Here is a 16,096-nt window from a genome sequence, read left to right as displayed (position 1 = left end):
TTTCAGCCCTTTCTCTTTTATTCTCACGATGAGCGAATCTGCTCTGGTTGACGACGTTTCGCCAACTCAGGAAGCTCGCCATCCAACCCCAACGCACGTCTCATGATTTGCTCTTTAGCACCCGGAAGGTGCCCTGCCATTGTCAAACCAACGCCACGTAAGAACTTTTTCAACGGATTAGAGCCGGCAAACAACTCTCGAAAACCTTGCATCGCGGCAATCATTTGCGCCGCTTCCGCTTTACGCCAACGCTCGAAACGACGCAGGTTTCGCTTGGTACCAATGTCTTCACCACGTTGCCAAAGTGCGAGAATCTCTTGCGCCAGACTGGCTGCGTCCAGCAAGCCCAAATTCACGCCTTGCCCCGCCAATGGATGGATTGTGTGTGCAGCGTCACCGATAAGGGCGACACGCTCTTTGACAAAATCTCGAGCAAAACGCATTTTCAGGGGTACGCTAAAGCGCTCCCCAACGACTTCACACAACCCCAAACGCATATCAAATTCGGCACTCAGCGCCTTATTGAACTCACTGTCTGACATCGCCATCAAACTCGTTGCACGCAGTGATTCAGTCGACCACACAATCGAGGTCATGTTCTCTTCAGACATTGGCAGGAAGGCCAACGGTCCTTGAGGAGTAAAAATTTGACGTGCAACGGAGCAATGTGGCTCGACGGTGCGAACATTGGCTACAATCGCAGAATGGCCATAATCCCAATGGGTCAGCGGGACATCCTGCTGACGTCGAACCCAAGAATTAGCGCCATCTGCACCAACCACCAACTTGGCCGTGAGCGCCTGACCATTGTCGAGCGATAGCCACACTTCGCTCTCTCCTACACTCATCGATTGACACTGACACGGCATCAGTACCATCACATTATCCAGCTTGTTAACCTGTTCCAACAGTGCCAGCTGAATGACGCGATTTTCAACAATATGGCCAAGATCCGGCTGCGCCATCGCATCCGCACTAAAGGCAATGTGGCCAAAACTGTCTTGATCCCACACTTCCATCGCCACATAAGGAGAGGCTCGTTTTTCCACAATGGATTGCCAAGCACCCAGATTTTTTAAGATGTGCTCACTGGAACGACTGAGCGCGGAAACTCTCACATCTGGCAGTTCATTCATTTGCAGATTTGGAGCCTGCCCTTCAATCACTGCGACACGCAAATCGCTCTCTTTAAATGCCGCGGCCAACGCCAGTCCGACCATGCCACCGCCAACGATCGCCACATCCACACTTTGTATCATTTTGTTTTACTCGCTATCGGCTCACCAGACCTAATGTCTGGCGTAATAGTGGCTGTTTCAGCCCAGAAAGATTATCCATCATCACTAACCCGAGGTTGCGAGCCACTCTGAGTGCAAGGTAATCATTAGAGAAAAGGTGTACCAAACTGGTCGTCATCCATATGGTGTTCTGTCGGTCACCACAACGGCGCTGCTTAAAGCGCATAAGAGAAGAATACGCCCCAACATCATCAAGCTGCTTGGTGATCTCTTCGGCCAGTGAGGCCACATCACGAATGCCAAGATTAAACCCTTGTCCAGCAATCGGATGTAGGGTTTGCGCCGCGTTACCTACCACCGCGAAGCGATGAGAGATGTTCTGCTCTCGATGGCGTAATATCAGCGGATAACTCGCCCTCATGCCCACTTTTTGCATTTGACCTAGCCGCCAACCAAATTCTTGCTGTAAGCGTTCCAAAAATTGCTCGTCAGATAACAACATCACCTGCTCGGCTAAATCCGGAGGCAGACACCATACCAAAGACATGCGATTGTCAGACATCGGCAGCAACGCTACTGGGCCATGTTCAGTAAAGCGTTCAAACGCACGCCCACGATGCGCCTGTTCTGTCACAACATTGGTAATGACAGCGGTTTGTTCAAAATCGTGCTGCGCTAGGGTCATGCCCAGTTGCTGGCAACAGTTAGAGACTGCCCCATCGGCGGCCACCAGCAACTTCGCTTGCAGCGTTTCTCCATTATTCAAATGCACCGAAACGCTATCGGTGAATCGCTCAACGCGGTCGACTGCGGCAGGGGTGTAGAGAGAAATGGACTCACAACGCTGCAATAACGACTGATAGATACGCCCAACATCCGCCAGCTCCACCACATAACCCAGTGCTTCAACGCCAACTTGTTGCGCAGAAATATCGGTCATTGCCAGATGAGAGCGATCAGATACGTGAATATCCGTAATCGGCGTGGCACAAGGTGCTATCGATGGCCAAAGCTGGAAACGACGCAAAATATCCACGGTGCCATATGAGAGTGCTATTGAGCGAGAATCAAACCCTGGGTGACTGGTATCCACCTGATAAGGCTCGACAACTGCGACCTTCAATTGGTTGTCCGTCAGGTGCGAAAGTGCCAAAGCAAGCGTCGCCCCAGCCATTGCTCCTCCAGCAATTACAACATCATATTGCGTCATTTCCGCCCCTCAGATTAATGAATGGTCGGGGTTTCAGAGGAAGACGTTTTGGCGCCAAACTCCGCATGGATCAGCAACGCACATGCTTTAACATGCTCAATAACGTGTTCCAGCAGCTCTGCTTGCTCTTGCAAATCGTCGTCTTCATCAACACCGAGACGAGCCATCTCTTCGAGATCCGCCAGTGCTTCTTTCGCCTCTTCTGACGCCTTGTTGAGTGCGGCTCCCGCTAAGCCCAAACCAGAAATATAATGATTAATCCAATCAGAAAGAGCGTCCGCCAGCGCAAAAATGGCGTCTTCACCTTCGGCGTTTGGCAACAACAGGTTTAACACCATCTCATCACTGGTTAACTGAGCTGAAGTCACGTTAAACAACGCGTGCGCCTGTTCCAACGCCGCGCTCGGCCAACCCATGCCATCATTGGTATAATCAAACAACATTGGCTGCCAACTGTGATCTTGCTGTGACAAACCACCACTGATCATGCCTGCAAGTAATCCATGCAATTCCGCTGGAGTTACCGCCAGAGTGGCCATTTTCATTTCATCAGCAACGACTTGGTAGCTTGGAAGTTGATTTTTACTCATTGTCTTTCTTCATAGTGATCATCTGTGGGGAGTAATCCTACCATTTAGCGCCTTGAGCGAAAACGATGATAAACGCGTTTTCTGCATAGCAAATGAGCAAATTGTCCAATAACTGACTTCTTGTTGTCACATTTATCTCAAGACGTTGTGAAATGCTTGAATCTTGATAGCGCTTTACCTATAGTTTGTTCCTCAGTCGTTGTTGAGTACAGCATCTCAGTTCGCGCGTTATAGAGTTAATCCATCATGAGCAACCAAGCGGTAGACGTTGAAATTCTTGGCAAAATCACCCGTGTTAACTGTCCTTCAGGGCAGGAAGAGGCGTTGGTCGCAGCCGCTCAAGATCTCGATGCTCGTTTGAAAGAGATGAGCGAACGTACTAAGGTAACTAATGAGATCCAGTTACTGACTTTCGCGGCACTGAACATCTGTTATGAGCTCAACAGCAAGAGCAGTGCTAGCAATGAACAGCAACAACTGATGGTAGAGCGAATGGAACAGCTCACCGATTCGCTTGATAAAGCGCTAATGAAAGTCACGCAAGGATCGGCGCAATAACAGCATTTACCCTAGAGTGTTTGTCAGCCGGATTAAAGTCCCTGAGCCGATAAGCAACACCAAAGGGTTGGTACTTGATCGCTATTGAGCAAGCTTGGCCCGTACCGAGAAGCCTACGGTAATCATTGCCGATCCGCCTTGAACCAGCTGGTTCAAGGGCCACAATCCGCGACGGCACTCTGGGGTATCCTCTATGCAAAATCTTTCCCGGCAAGACATCCGCACACTTATCCGTCAAAGACGCAATCAATTATGCAGTGATACTCAATATCAAGCTGCGCTGGATTTGACTGCCCACTTTGCCCAGCTCAATGAACTCACTGACGCGCAACACATCGCCCTCTATCTTTCTGCTGACGGAGAGCTCGATACCAAACCGTTGATTGAATGGCTTTGGGAGCTGGGTAAGCAAGTGTACCTCCCAGTGATACATCCTTTTTCCAAAGGGCAACTTCTTTTTCTTCACTACCATCACCACACCGACTTGATCTACAACCGCTACGGTATCCTTGAGCCGAAGCTTGATAAACGTCATATCATCCCACTCGCAGAGCTTGATTTAATTTGTACGCCACTGGTCGCCTTTGACAGCACGGGGCAAAGGCTTGGTATGGGCGGCGGCTACTATGACCGCACCTTAGAGCGTTGGTTTCGCACTGGCTTAGGTGCCAAGCCTATCGGTATCGCCCATGATTGCCAGCATGTTGAGCAGCTACCTTGCGAAGTTTGGGATATTCCTTTGCCTAAGATCGTGACCCCAAGCCAAATCTGGCAATGGGAAAACGACGTTTAACTCGTTATAATCGCGCGGCACGAACTATCCTTCATCAATTCAGGAGATGAGCATGACTCAAGATGAAATGAAAAAAGCCGCTGGTTGGGCAGCGCTCAAATATGTGGAAAAAGGCAGCATTGTTGGCGTAGGAACAGGCTCAACGGTTAATCACTTCATCGATGCTCTTGGAACCATGAGTGAAGAGATCAAAGGTGCGGTATCCAGCTCTGTTGCATCAACAGAGAAACTTGAAGCGCTAGGCATCAAAATTTTTGACTGCAATGAAGTCGCCTCTTTAGACATTTACGTTGATGGCGCGGACGAAATCAACGCAGATCGTGAAATGATCAAAGGCGGTGGCGCGGCGCTCACTCGCGAGAAGATCGTTGCGGCGATTGCGGACAAATTTATCTGTATTGTTGATGGTACAAAGGCTGTCGATGTTCTTGGAACCTTTCCTCTTCCTGTTGAAGTCATCCCAATGGCTCGCTCATACGTTGCGCGTCAATTGGTTAAACTTGGTGGCGATCCTTGTTACCGCGAAGGAGTGATTACTGACAACGGTAACGTCATCCTTGATGTTTACGGTATGAAGATCACCAATCCAAAACAACTGGAAGATCAGATCAACGGCATCCCTGGTGTCGTCACTGTCGGCCTATTTGCTCATCGCGGTGCTGACGTGGTCATTACCGGCACTCCAGAAGGTGCAAAAATTGAGGAATAAATAGCTGGTTTTGCGCTATTTTCCGTTATTTGATTACAGACGGCGCCTAAGGGCGCCGTTTTTTATGACTTTCTTGAAGAAAATTATCTCTTATTCCGTAATTTTCTTACCCAAAACAAAAATTTTTTGTTACTTTATTGAGCAGAAGACGCACAAGGAAACGTTTGTCCTCCGCCAAAACTGTTAATTTCACTGCTCTTAACGATTTTGTTTAACGTGCGCCAAATTAGCCCACCCTTCCATTTTAAGGACGAAAACAATGGCCAAAGTTTCACTGGAAAAAGAGAAAATAAAAATCTTACTTCTTGAAGGCCTCCACCCTTCTTCGGTAGAAGTGCTGCAAGCTGCGGGTTACACCAATATCGAATACCACAAAGGCTCACTTTCTGACGATGCTCTTCTTGAAGCGGTTAAAGACGCGCACTTCATTGGCATTCGTTCTCGTACCAACTTAACTGAAGAAGTGATCAATGCGGCACAAAAACTGGTTGCGATCGGTTGTTTCTGCATTGGTACCAACCAAGTGGATCTAAATGCAGCATCCAAACGTGGTATTCCTGTCTTTAACGCGCCTTTCTCAAACACTCGCAGTGTGGCGGAGCTGGTTCTTGGCCAAATCCTGCTGCTTCTACGTGGTATTCCAGAAAAGAACGCTTTGGCTCATCGCGGAATTTGGAAAAAAAGTGCCGACAACTCTTACGAAGCTCGTGGGAAACGTCTAGGCATTATTGGTTACGGTCATATCGGTACTCAGCTTGGTATTATTGCTGAAAACCTAGGTATGCGTGTTTACTTCTACGATATCGAGAACAAGCTCTCGCTAGGTAATGCAACTCAAATCCCAACCATGAGCGAACTGCTCAACAAGTGTGACGTGATTTCTCTACACGTACCAGAAACGCCAGAAACCAAAAATATGATGGGTGCAGAAGAGTTTGCTCGCATGAAGCCGGGTTCTATCTTCATCAACGCAGCTCGTGGCACCGTGGTCGATATTGAAGCGCTATGCCATTCACTCGAATCAGGTCATATTGCTGGTGCAGCGATTGACGTTTTCCCGGTTGAACCGGCCACCAATGCTGAAGCATTCGAATCTCCACTGCAAAAATTTGACAATGTGATTCTTACTCCACACGTTGGCGGCTCAACTCAAGAAGCACAAGAGAACATTGGTGTTGAAGTGGCTGGCAAACTGGCGAAATACTCAGACAATGGCTCAACGCTATCCAGTGTTAACTTCCCAGAAGTCTCACTGCCAGAACATCGTAGCTGCTCACGCTTGCTCCACATTCACCAAAACCGTCCGGGCATTCTGACGCAAATCAACACCATTTTTGCTGAAGAAGGCATCAACATTGCGGGTCAATACCTGCAGACCTCAGCCGATATTGGTTATGTGGTGATTGACGTAGAAACTGAGCGCTCCGAAGAAGCACTGGTCAAACTTAAAGAGATCGAAGGCACAATTCGAGCTCGAATCCTTCACTAATAGAAACAACAAAGGGCAGGTTATCCTGCCCTTTGTTTTATTCATCATGTTGCTAAAATTTAATTAAGCTTGTACGTCACATAGACTTGGTCACGAATGATTAAGCTTGAGTCTTGATAGCTGTTACTTTCCGATTTTGCGTCCATCATCATAGTGCGCATCAGCACAGGTTGCACATTAGGTTGGTTGTAGTTGATCTGCCATACTTCCCCTAGCGACTTACCAAACCCTTTCGCCAAGAATCCCGCCTTCTGCTGCGCATCTTTAATCGCTTCAAGGCGAGCTTGCTGCTGATATTCCGCCTCGTTGCTAACCAACAACTGAATATTATCTACCTGATTGATCCCCGCATTCAACGCAAGATCGAGATAGGCATTAAGGTTTGCTAAGTTGGCGACTTTCACCGTAACACTACGAGAAGCGCGATAACCAACGAGGTCTGGCTTTTCATTTTTCGGGTAATGATATTGAGGAGCAAGATAGAGATTGGTACTGGTTATTTGCTGTTTATCTACACCCGCCTTGGTTAAAGCCGCTAAAAAAGCATCCACTGTGGTATCAACTGACTGTTTGGCGGATTCTGCGGTCATGGTCGAATCCACCACTTTCACCGTAAATATCGCCATATCCGGTTTTGCAACTACTTCACCATAACCCGTGGTTGACAGGTGAGCGAAGCTGGGGGCCTCTGCCATTGCATAACCCGCGACCAAACTTGCCGAAAGCACCACACTTGTAGGAAACCATTTCATGCCATAAACCTTCTGTAAAGAAACTGTCTTGATAATAGAAGGTTTAGCAGATTAACCAATATCTCATGAACACTTCTTACACAACTTTGACTCTGTTATCCCTGTACTAATGAGCTCCCGAGTCGCCTCTACTGGGGTAAATGAGCTTGTGCGTATTCAACAATCGCTTGCGAAATTTCCTTCAACACCCCGCTTTCTAGCTGCCAATGATGCCAATAGATACGATAAGACAATAAAAATCCTGGCGTGATGTCCATCAGTGCGCCCGACGCCAACTCTTGTTCGATTTGCAGCTTGGGAATTAAACAGTAAGCAATTCCTGAAACGGCAAGGCGGACAAACGCTTCTGAGCTTCCAACATTATGATTGATGATGGAATCGCGAGAGATGTTGAAATGGTCGTGCAAAAAACGGTTATGAAGATCATCATATTGGTCATAGGACACCGCTGGCGCTTTACGCAAGGTTTGGTAATTCACCCCTGCAGAAAAATAACGTTGATAAAAATCCGGACTGGCGACACACACATAGTCCATGCGCCCAAGGTAGTCGGCTTTACACCCCGCAATAGGTTGCGACTCAAGGCTGATCGCGCCAGCCACTTCACCGCTCTTTAGCTTTTCAATGGAACGGGATTCTCCATAGATGGCTAAATTTAGTTCTACTTGTCGCTGTGTCATCACCTCTTTGAGTGCTGGCAATAACCACGTGGCCAAACTATCCGCGTTAGTTGCCAACGCCAGTTGAATGGGCTTTACTGTGTCATCGTTCATGAGCTCAGGAATGAGCTCATGTTCAAGAATGCGTACGCGTCGATACAAGCCCAACAGCTTCTTTCCCACAGGTGTTGGTTTGGGTGGTTGTTCACGTATTAGCACTGGTTGCGCCAAAAAGCGCTCTAGTTGTTTAATTCTCTGTGATACCGCCGATTGAGAGATGTACAGCTCTTCCGCGGCTCGCTCAAATCCACCTTGTGCAACGACCGCATCTAACGCCTCTATCCATTTGTAATCTAAACCACGCATCGCAACCCTCCCAACAAATCAGATTTTCTTATATAGGATTAAAATCATTAATTATACTTATACCAGTTAAAACGATACCTTGCTCACATTCTCTTTATCATTAGATCATTGTTACCGAGGTTTATCGTGAATTTTTGGGTGTTACTGCAAGGCTTTGGTTTAGGTGCCACCATGATTATTCCCATTGGGGCTCAAAATGCCTTCGTACTCAATCAGGGCATCAAACGTAACCACCATTTAACGACTGCAGCTGTTTGCAGTGTCTTAGATATGGTGTTTATTTCTCTGGGTATTTTTGGCGGTGGTGCCATTCTCTCGCAAAATGAGCTACTGCTTACCGCGGTGACATTGGGCGGCATTGCCTTTCTCAGTGTGTACGGTTTGATGTCGCTCAAAAGCGCTTTTAAACCCATAGAACAAGTTGAGAAGCATCACGAAGTGATTGCTCGTGGACGCAGAACGGTCATTTTGGGAGCTTTGGCTGTTACGGTATTAAATCCACATCTGTATCTGGATACGGTGGTGATTTTAGGCTCGATTGGCGGCCAATTTGAGGGGCATGATCGCATTGCCTTTGCGATTGGAACCACGCTGGCATCGTTCACTTGGTTCTACGCACTCTCCATGGGCGCCGCAAAACTAGGGCCAACATTATCAAAGCCCAAAGTGAAGAGAGGGATAGACATTGCGGTGGCGGCTATGATGTTTACTATCGCTGCGCTCCTTACTAGGTCTCTTTTGGCATAACTGCAATAAACCGTGGTTTGACGGAAACAAAAAGCGAGGTCGTAACCTCGCTTTTTTCGATTTGGATTTAGTCCACCTTGTTTAGGTGTACATCCATTTGTGGGAATGGGATCTCGATACCATTTGCATCCAATGCTTCTTTAATAGCCTGCATCGAATCAAAATATACTGCCCAGTAATCTTCGGTTTTACACCATGGGCGTACCACGAAGTTCACCGATGAATCAGCCAGAGCAACAACACCGATTGTCATGTCTGGATCTTTCAAAATACGCGTATCTTTTTCTAGCGTCTCACGGATCACTTGTTTGGTTTTCTTCAGATCCGATTTGTATGAAACACCGATCATGAGATCGACACGGCGTGTGGCATGGCGAGAATAGTTAGTGATCGCACCACCAATCACACCTGAGTTAGGCACAACCACCATCTTATTGTCAGGGGTTTTCAAGACCGTTTGGAAAATCTGAATTGCTTCAACAGAGCCCGCTACACCACCGATTTCCACGTAGTCACCCGATTTAAACGGACGGAATGCAACGATCAAAACACCAGCAGCAAAGTTTGATAGAGAACCCTGTAGAGCAAGGCCAACAGCAAGACCCGCCGCACCGATCACTGCAACAACAGAGGCGGTTTCAACACCAACACGGCCTAAAGCGGCAATCAATACGATAACAAACAGCAAGTAACGAACTAAACCGTGGATAAACTCCACCACCGCTTTGTCCATTTCTTTCTTATTAAGAACTTTCGATACGCTGTTCGCAACGGCTTTCACAATGATGTTACCAATGAACAGAATGACGATCGCAGAAATAATGTTCACACCGTACTGAATCAGTAGATCTGAATTGTTGGTTAGCCAAGTTTCAGCCTGATTTAGACCATCCACTAATGAGGTATCAATCCCCACTGTTTCACCTGCCATAATGTTATTCCTCAAGTTATGACTTTAAAAATGGTACTGGCGTTATATATACGCCCGTTCTTGTTAGTCATCTGAATATGCGTCAGAATTTTGGCACGATATCTCATTTTTGACATTTTGCAAAGTCAGGTTTTTGCAAAAGCTGTCAAAACAGAGATTTACACTCCGTTCAATATCGCTGATCAAGATTAAGCAATTATTTCAAACTGTGCCAGAGTTTTTCTATCCGTCAGCAAGTGGTATAAAAAAACCCGCTCAGAGAGCGGGTTTTGTCTGCAAATCATTCTGTTCAGAATTACAGTACGTCAACTGCGTTAAGGTCAGCGAATGCTTTCTCTAGACGAGCAACCATTGACTCTTGGCCAGCACGTAGCCATACACGTGGATCGTAGTATTTCTTGTTTGGCGCAGATTCGCCAGTTGGGTTACCGATTTGACCTTGTAGGTAATCGTGGTTCTTCGCTTCGTACTGACGAATACCGTCCCAAGTTGCCCACTGAGTATCAGTATCGATGTTCATTTTGATAACACCGTAGCTGATAGACTCTTTGATTTCTGCTTCAGAAGAACCAGAACCACCGTGGAATACGAAGTTTAGTGCGTTTGGAGCGATACCAAATTTCTCAGAACAGTAAGCTTGAGAATCACGTAGGATAGTTGGAGTTAGAACAACGTTACCTGCTTGGTAAACACCGTGCACGTTACCGAAAGATGCTGCGATAGTGAAACGGTGGCTGATTGGGATCAGTTTCTCGTACGCGTAAGCAACGTCTTCTGGAGAAGTGTAAAGCTCAGACTGATCCATGTGAGAGTTGTCTACGCCGTCTTCTTCACCACCAGTACAACCTAGTTCAAACTCTAGAGTCATACCCATTTTTTCCATACGAGCTAGGTACTTAGCACAGATTTCGATGTTCTCTTCTAGCGACTCTTCAGAAAGGTCGATCATGTGAGAAGAGAATAGAGGTTTACCAGTTTGAGCGAAGAACTCTTCACCTGCGTCTAGTAGACCGTCGATCCATGGAAGTAGTTTCTTAGCAGCATGGTCAGTGTGTAGGATTACTGGCACACCGTAAGCTTCAGCAACTGCGTGTACGTATTTCGCACCAGCGATAGCACCAAGGATTTGAGCACCTTGACCTTCAAGTTTCACGCCTTTACCAGCGAAGAAAGCAGCACCGCCGTTAGAGAACTGAACAACAACTGGCGCTTTCACTTTAGAAGCTGCTTCAAGAACACCGTTGATTGAATCAGTGTTTACTACGTTTACAGCTGGAAGAGCGAAGTTGTTTTCTTTTGCTACTTCAAATACTTTCTGAACGTCATCACCAGAGATAACACCTGGTTTTACGAAATCGAAGATCTTAGACATGGATGTAATCCTATTTATCTGTCGTTTTAAAAATAAAACTCGTTAAGTTTAAATTCTTGCAAACGTTTGCTCACAACTCGCGCTATTCTAGCAAAAATGAGATGTGCCGCAAACAAGAAAGCGGGAGAGTAACCCCCGCCTTCGTTTAATTACTTAGCGCGTGCTTCTAGCATTTCAACAGCTGGAAGTACTTTACCTTCTACAAACTCAAGGAACGCACCGCCGCCAGTCGAGATGTAAGATACGTCCGCTTTGATACCGAACTTGTCGATAGCCGCTAGAGTATCGCCACCGCCTGCTACAGAGAATGCAGGAGACTGAGCGATCGCTTCAGAAATACCTTTAGTACCCGCTTCAAAGTTCTTGAACTCGAATACACCTACAGGGCCATTCCAAAGGATGGTTTTCGCGTTTGCGATAATTTCAGCTAGTGCTGCCGTTGATTCTGGACCAAGGTCGAAGATCATGTCATCGTCTTGTACTTCAGAAACATGTTTGATTTCCGCTTCTGCGTTTTCGTCGAATGCTTTCGCACACGCTACGTCAGTAGCAACAGGAATTGCACACTCTTTCATTAGCTTTTGAGCCGTTTCAACTAGGTCAGCTTCGTATAGAGACTTACCTACGTTGTGACCTTCAGCGGCGATGAATGTGTTCGCGATACCACCACCAACAACAAGTTGGTCAGCGATTTTAGATAGTGACTCAAGAACCGTTAGTTTAGTAGACACTTTTGAACCACCAACGATAGCAACTAGAGGACGCTCTGGGTTGCTCATTGCTTTGCCGAGTGCTTCTAGTTCAGCAGCAAGTAGAGGGCCCGCACACGCTACTTCAGCAAACATACCCACACCGTGAGTTGACGCTTGTGCACGGTGAGCTGTACCGAATGCATCCATTACGAATACGTCACATAGTGCCGCGTATTTTTTAGAAAGTGCTTCGTCGTTTTTCTTCTCGCCTTTGTTAAAGCGAACGTTTTCAAGAACAACAAGTTCACCAGCGTTTAGCTCAAGACCATCTAGGTAATCTTTAGCCAATTTCACTTCGCAATCTAGCGCGTCGTTTAGGTAGTTAACCACTGGTTGTAGAGAGAACTCTTCTGCATATTCACCTTCAGTAGGACGACCTAGGTGAGAAGTGACCATTACTTTCGCGCCAGCTTCTAGACATAGCTTGATAGTAGGAAGAGATGCGATGATACGTGCATCAGAAGTTACTTTACCGTCTTTTACTGGCACGTTTAGGTCAGCACGGATGAATACACGTTTACCTGCTAGATCCAGGTCAGTCATCTTGATTACAGACATGATGTGTCCTCTCAAATATTAAAAATAAAGTTTTTGAAAACTCGGCAACCCTGCCAAGCCTGTTAATTCTTCAAACTGGTTATTGATATGGAGTCATTACAAATTTATTTCAAGGCTAAAAATAAATTTTCTCCGACGCTGCCGATACGACTATTTGGCAGCTTGCATTGCGAGCGCAGTATCCAGCATACGGTTCGCAAAGCCCCATTCGTTATCGCACCAAACCAGCATTTTCACTAAATGCCCGTTACTGACTCGAGTTTGGCTACCATCGACAATCGCGCTATGGGGATCATGATTAAAGTCGATGGAAACGAGCGGCGCTTCAGTATAGTCAACAATGCCACGTAATGTACACTGAGATGCGTTAACAATGGTTTGATTTACGTCATTAACTTTCACATTTGTATTAATCGTGACACTTAAATCCATTGCAGTGACGTTTACTGTCGGCACTCTCACTGAAATAGCTTCAAATTTGTTGGAAAATTTCGGGAAGATTCTTTCAATTCCCTTATGCAACTTGGTATCCACCGGAATAATGGATTGGCTGGCGGCTCGAGTGCGGCGTAAGTCGCTGTGATAGGCATCAATCACTTGTTGATCATTCATCGAAGAGTGAATGGTGGTAATGGTGCCAGATTCAATGCCAAATGCCTCGTCCAACACTTTAATGATCGGCACAATACAGTTAGTGGTACACGAACCGTTGGAAACGACGTTGTGCTCGGCTGTCAAGGTTTCATGGTTAACACCATAGATGATGGTGTTGTCGAGATCACTGGCACCTGGATGCGAAAACAGCACTTTCTTCGCTCCGGCTTTGATGTGCTCTAACCCATCAGCTTGGCAACCAAACACGCCCGTACAATCGAGGACCAGATCGACCTCGAGGTCACGCCAAGGCAGAAGATTGATTTCGGAAAGGTGCAGAATACGGATAGAATCGAACTCGCCCTTACCTTGAGGGCAAGCGTCATGGTGAACGTAGAGATGTTCTTGATCGTGGGAGATTCTCTTGCCAAAACGTCCATGACTGGTGTCATATTGCAGCAAGTGAGCCATGGCTTCTGGCTGAGCAAGCTCATTAACCGCGACCACTTTAATTTGTTGATGCTTACCGCTTTCATACACGGCGCGCAGAACATTACGACCGATACGTCCAAATCCATTGATCGCAACTTTTAGCATCTATCCTTCGCCTCACCAAAAATTTCGTGTCACAGATAGTACCCGATACGCAGGCTAAACGCATTAAGTAAGTGATCTCAGTCGCGGTAAACTCTCTTTTCACTTCACGAAACATTCACTTCGCCAATATATTTAATTGAGGCGTCGCGTATTTCACTTGGCACTTTAGTTCCTTGTTTGATCACCAAAAGGAAACGCGTATGTCTGGTTTTCCCGCAGCTCACTTTTGCAAGCGATGCAATAAAGAAACACCGCACTCAGAAGTGCTGGTCCGTAAGCCAAGTCGCTACGATACGGATAAAACGATTCTTGGAACGTTAAAGCTTTGGGCTCATACCCTGATAAATGGCGGTCACTATTACGATATGGATCGCTATGTCACCTGCAAGGAATGTGGGCACAAAGAGAAAGACAACTGGGGAAAAGAATTTGAATAGGCACAAAAAAACCGAGCATTAACGCTCGGTTTTTCTTTTATCTTCGTAAGCTTACGCTAGCAGTTCTTTTGCTGTGTTCACTACGTTTTCTACAGTGAAACCAAACATTTCGAACAGCTGGTCAGCAGGTGCTGATTCACCGAAAGTCGTCATACCGATGATGCGACCGTCGAAACCAACGTACTTGTACCAGAAATCCGCGATGCCCGCTTCGATAGCGATACGTGCGGTGACGTCTGATGGCAATACAGATTCACGGTAAGCCGCATCTTGCTTGTCGAAAGTATCAGTAGCAGGCATTGAAACCACACGCACTTTCTTACCTTCAGCGGTCAGTTGTTCTGCCGCTTTCACTGCTAGCTCAACTTCAGAACCCGTCGCGATTAGGATCAGCTCAGGCTTACCATCGCTGTCTTTCAGGATATAACCACCTTTGGCGATGTCTGCCACTTGCTCAGCACTGCGTGGTTGCTGTGCTAGGTTTTGACGAGAGAAAATCAGTGCCGATGGACCATCTTTACGTTCAATCGCCAGTTTCCATGCAACTGCCGATTCCACTTGGTCACATGGACGCCATGTGCTCATGTTTGGCGTTAGACGCAGCGATGCGATTTGCTCAACCGGTTGGTGAGTTGGACCATCTTCGCCAAGACCGATAGAATCGTGCGTGTAAACTTGGATGTTTTGCACTTTCATCAGAGCGGCCATACGCATTGCGTTACGTGCGTATTCCATGAACATCAGGAAGGTTGCGCCGTAAGGTACGAAACCGCCGTGTAGCGCGATACCGTTCATGATCGCAGTCATACCAAATTCACGTACACCGTAGTGGATGTAGTTACCAGAGAAGTCGTTTGCTTCTAGCGATTTAGAACCCGACCACATGGTGAGGTTAGAAGGCGCTAGGTCAGCAGAGCCGCCCATGAATTCTGGCAGCATTTTACCAAACGCTTCTAGCGCGTTTTGTGATGCTTTACGTGATGCGATGTTCGCTGGGTTTGCTTGAAGATCTGCAATGATTTGGTTTGCTTTCTCTTCCCACTGAGCTGGAAGCTCGCCATTTACGCGGCGTTTGAACTCTGCGGCTTCGACTGGGTACGCTGCTGCGTACGCATCAAACTTCGCATTCCAAGCGGCTTCTTTTGCAGCGCCAGCTGCTTTTGCATCCCACTCTGCGTAAACGTCAGCAGGGATTTCAAATGCTGGGTGTTCCCAACCTAGGAATTCACGAGCTGCGGCAATTTCTTCCGCACCTAGTGGTGCACCGTGACAGTCGTGTGAACCCGATTTGTTTGGTGAACCAAAACCGATGATAGTTTTAGTACAGATTAGAGTTGGGCGAGGATCCGCTTTAGCGGCTTCAATTGCTGCGTTGATCGCTTCAGCATTGTGACCATCCACTGCTGGGATAACGTGCCAGCCGTAAGCTTCGAAACGCTTAGGCGTATCGTCAGAAAACCAGCCTTCAACGTGACCGTCGATAGAGATGCCGTTGTCATCCCAGAATGCAATCAGTTTACCAAGACCTAGCGTACCCGCTAGAGAACATGCCTCGTGCGAGATACCTTCCATCAGACAGCCATCACCCATGAACACGTAAGTGAAGTGGTCAACGATGTCGTGGCCAGGTTTGTTGAACTGCGCTGCGAGCGCTTTCTCAGCCATTGCCATACCAACCGCGTTGGTGATGCCTTGACCTAGAGGGCCCGTTGTTGTTTCGATACCAGGCGCGTAGCCGTATTCT

Annotated in this window: 16 protein-coding genes and 1 other RNA gene; 7 read left to right on the top strand and 10 right to left on the bottom strand. The window is 47.0% G+C overall.

What is annotated here, in order from left to right; all coding sequences use genetic code 11:
• Nucleotides 1-23: 23 nt before the first annotated feature.
• Genes CIK04_RS13740 through CIK04_RS13730 form a run of 3 tightly spaced genes read right to left on the bottom strand, consistent with a single transcriptional unit; the run spans nt 24 to nt 3,038 of the window.
• On the bottom strand, nt 24-1,259 hold the full coding sequence (locus CIK04_RS13740) for an FAD-dependent 2-octaprenylphenol hydroxylase (RefSeq protein WP_080526814.1): 1,236 nt from the start codon (nt 1,257-1,259) through the stop codon (nt 24-26).
• A gap of 13 nt (nt 1,260-1,272) precedes the next feature.
• Nucleotides 1,273-2,448: a 2-octaprenyl-6-methoxyphenyl hydroxylase gene (gene ubiH, locus CIK04_RS13735; RefSeq protein ID WP_097353409.1), complete on the bottom strand. Its 1,176-nt coding sequence runs from the start codon at nt 2,446-2,448 to the stop codon at nt 1,273-1,275.
• A 14-nt stretch (nt 2,449-2,462) separates the two neighbouring features.
• Nucleotides 2,463-3,038, bottom strand: a complete 576-nt coding sequence (locus tag CIK04_RS13730; protein WP_045593945.1) for a YecA family protein — start codon at nt 3,036-3,038, stop codon at nt 2,463-2,465.
• Nucleotides 3,039-3,284: 246 nt separating this feature from the next.
• Here CIK04_RS13730 and zapA point away from each other — a divergent pair, with 246 nt between their 5' ends.
• From zapA to serA, 5 genes are all read left to right on the top strand, one after another.
• Nucleotides 3,285-3,596, top strand: coding sequence for a cell division protein ZapA (gene zapA, locus CIK04_RS13725; protein ID WP_011151176.1), 312 nt, complete (start codon nt 3,285-3,287; stop codon nt 3,594-3,596).
• A 5-nt stretch (nt 3,597-3,601) separates the two neighbouring features.
• Nucleotides 3,602-3,786, top strand: a non-coding RNA gene (ssrS, locus tag CIK04_RS13720) — 6S RNA.
• A 3-nt stretch (nt 3,787-3,789) separates the two neighbouring features.
• On the top strand, nt 3,790-4,389 hold the full coding sequence (locus CIK04_RS13715; RefSeq protein WP_039469945.1) for a 5-formyltetrahydrofolate cyclo-ligase: 600 nt from the start codon (nt 3,790-3,792) through the stop codon (nt 4,387-4,389).
• A gap of 52 nt (nt 4,390-4,441) precedes the next feature.
• Nucleotides 4,442-5,098, top strand: coding sequence for a ribose-5-phosphate isomerase RpiA (gene rpiA, locus CIK04_RS13710; RefSeq protein ID WP_011079483.1), 657 nt, complete (start codon nt 4,442-4,444; stop codon nt 5,096-5,098).
• 259 nt (nt 5,099-5,357) lie between these two features.
• Nucleotides 5,358-6,587 carry a phosphoglycerate dehydrogenase gene (gene serA / locus CIK04_RS13705; RefSeq protein WP_017422627.1) on the top strand — a complete coding sequence of 410 codons (1,230 nt, stop codon included), beginning with the start codon at nt 5,358-5,360 and terminating at the stop codon, nt 6,585-6,587.
• 59 nt (nt 6,588-6,646) lie between these two features.
• Here serA and CIK04_RS13700 read toward each other — a convergent pair whose 3' ends face one another.
• Together CIK04_RS13700 and CIK04_RS13695 are read right to left on the bottom strand one after the other, a co-directional pair.
• The gene (locus tag CIK04_RS13700) at nt 6,647-7,339 is read right to left on the bottom strand and encodes an oxidative stress defense protein (protein WP_097353408.1); all 693 of its coding nucleotides are present in this window, start codon (nt 7,337-7,339) and stop codon (nt 6,647-6,649) included.
• A 128-nt stretch (nt 7,340-7,467) separates the two neighbouring features.
• Entirely contained in the window at nt 7,468-8,364 is an 897-nt protein-coding gene (locus CIK04_RS13695; RefSeq protein ID WP_045589555.1) for a LysR family transcriptional regulator ArgP, read from the bottom strand.
• 126 nt (nt 8,365-8,490) lie between these two features.
• On the opposite strand from CIK04_RS13695, the gene CIK04_RS13690 reads away from it, so the two are divergent.
• On the top strand, nt 8,491-9,111 hold the full coding sequence (locus CIK04_RS13690; protein WP_038963174.1) for a LysE/ArgO family amino acid transporter: 621 nt from the start codon (nt 8,491-8,493) through the stop codon (nt 9,109-9,111).
• Between the two features lie 67 nt (nt 9,112-9,178).
• Here the strand turns inward: CIK04_RS13690 and mscS are convergent, their stop codons facing one another.
• The 4 genes from mscS to epd form a co-directional block, all read right to left on the bottom strand.
• Entirely contained in the window at nt 9,179-10,042 is an 864-nt protein-coding gene (mscS, locus tag CIK04_RS13685) for a small-conductance mechanosensitive channel MscS (RefSeq protein WP_026050354.1), read from the bottom strand.
• A 295-nt stretch (nt 10,043-10,337) separates the two neighbouring features.
• Nucleotides 10,338-11,414 (bottom strand): class II fructose-bisphosphate aldolase, encoded by a 1,077-nt coding sequence (gene fbaA / locus CIK04_RS13680; protein WP_011079477.1) that lies wholly within the window; start codon nt 11,412-11,414, stop codon nt 10,338-10,340.
• A gap of 149 nt (nt 11,415-11,563) precedes the next feature.
• Nucleotides 11,564-12,724: a phosphoglycerate kinase gene (locus tag CIK04_RS13675; RefSeq protein WP_026050355.1), complete on the bottom strand. Its 1,161-nt coding sequence runs from the start codon at nt 12,722-12,724 to the stop codon at nt 11,564-11,566.
• 150 nt (nt 12,725-12,874) lie between these two features.
• Entirely contained in the window at nt 12,875-13,915 is a 1,041-nt protein-coding gene (epd, locus tag CIK04_RS13670) for an erythrose-4-phosphate dehydrogenase (protein ID WP_097353407.1), read from the bottom strand.
• A 200-nt stretch (nt 13,916-14,115) separates the two neighbouring features.
• Between epd and CIK04_RS13665 the strand changes: the two genes are divergently transcribed.
• The gene (locus CIK04_RS13665; RefSeq protein ID WP_013571101.1) at nt 14,116-14,352 is read left to right on the top strand and encodes a hypothetical protein; all 237 of its coding nucleotides are present in this window, start codon (nt 14,116-14,118) and stop codon (nt 14,350-14,352) included.
• Nucleotides 14,353-14,403: 51 nt separating this feature from the next.
• Here the strand turns inward: CIK04_RS13665 and tkt are convergent.
• Nucleotides 14,404-16,096: transketolase (gene tkt, locus CIK04_RS13660; protein WP_128824622.1), on the bottom strand; the 1,693-nt coding region annotated here is incomplete at its 5' end.

It is taken from the genome of Vibrio sp. 03_296 (assembly GCF_002265885.1).
This window is presented reverse-complemented; position numbering and strand designations above follow the sequence as displayed.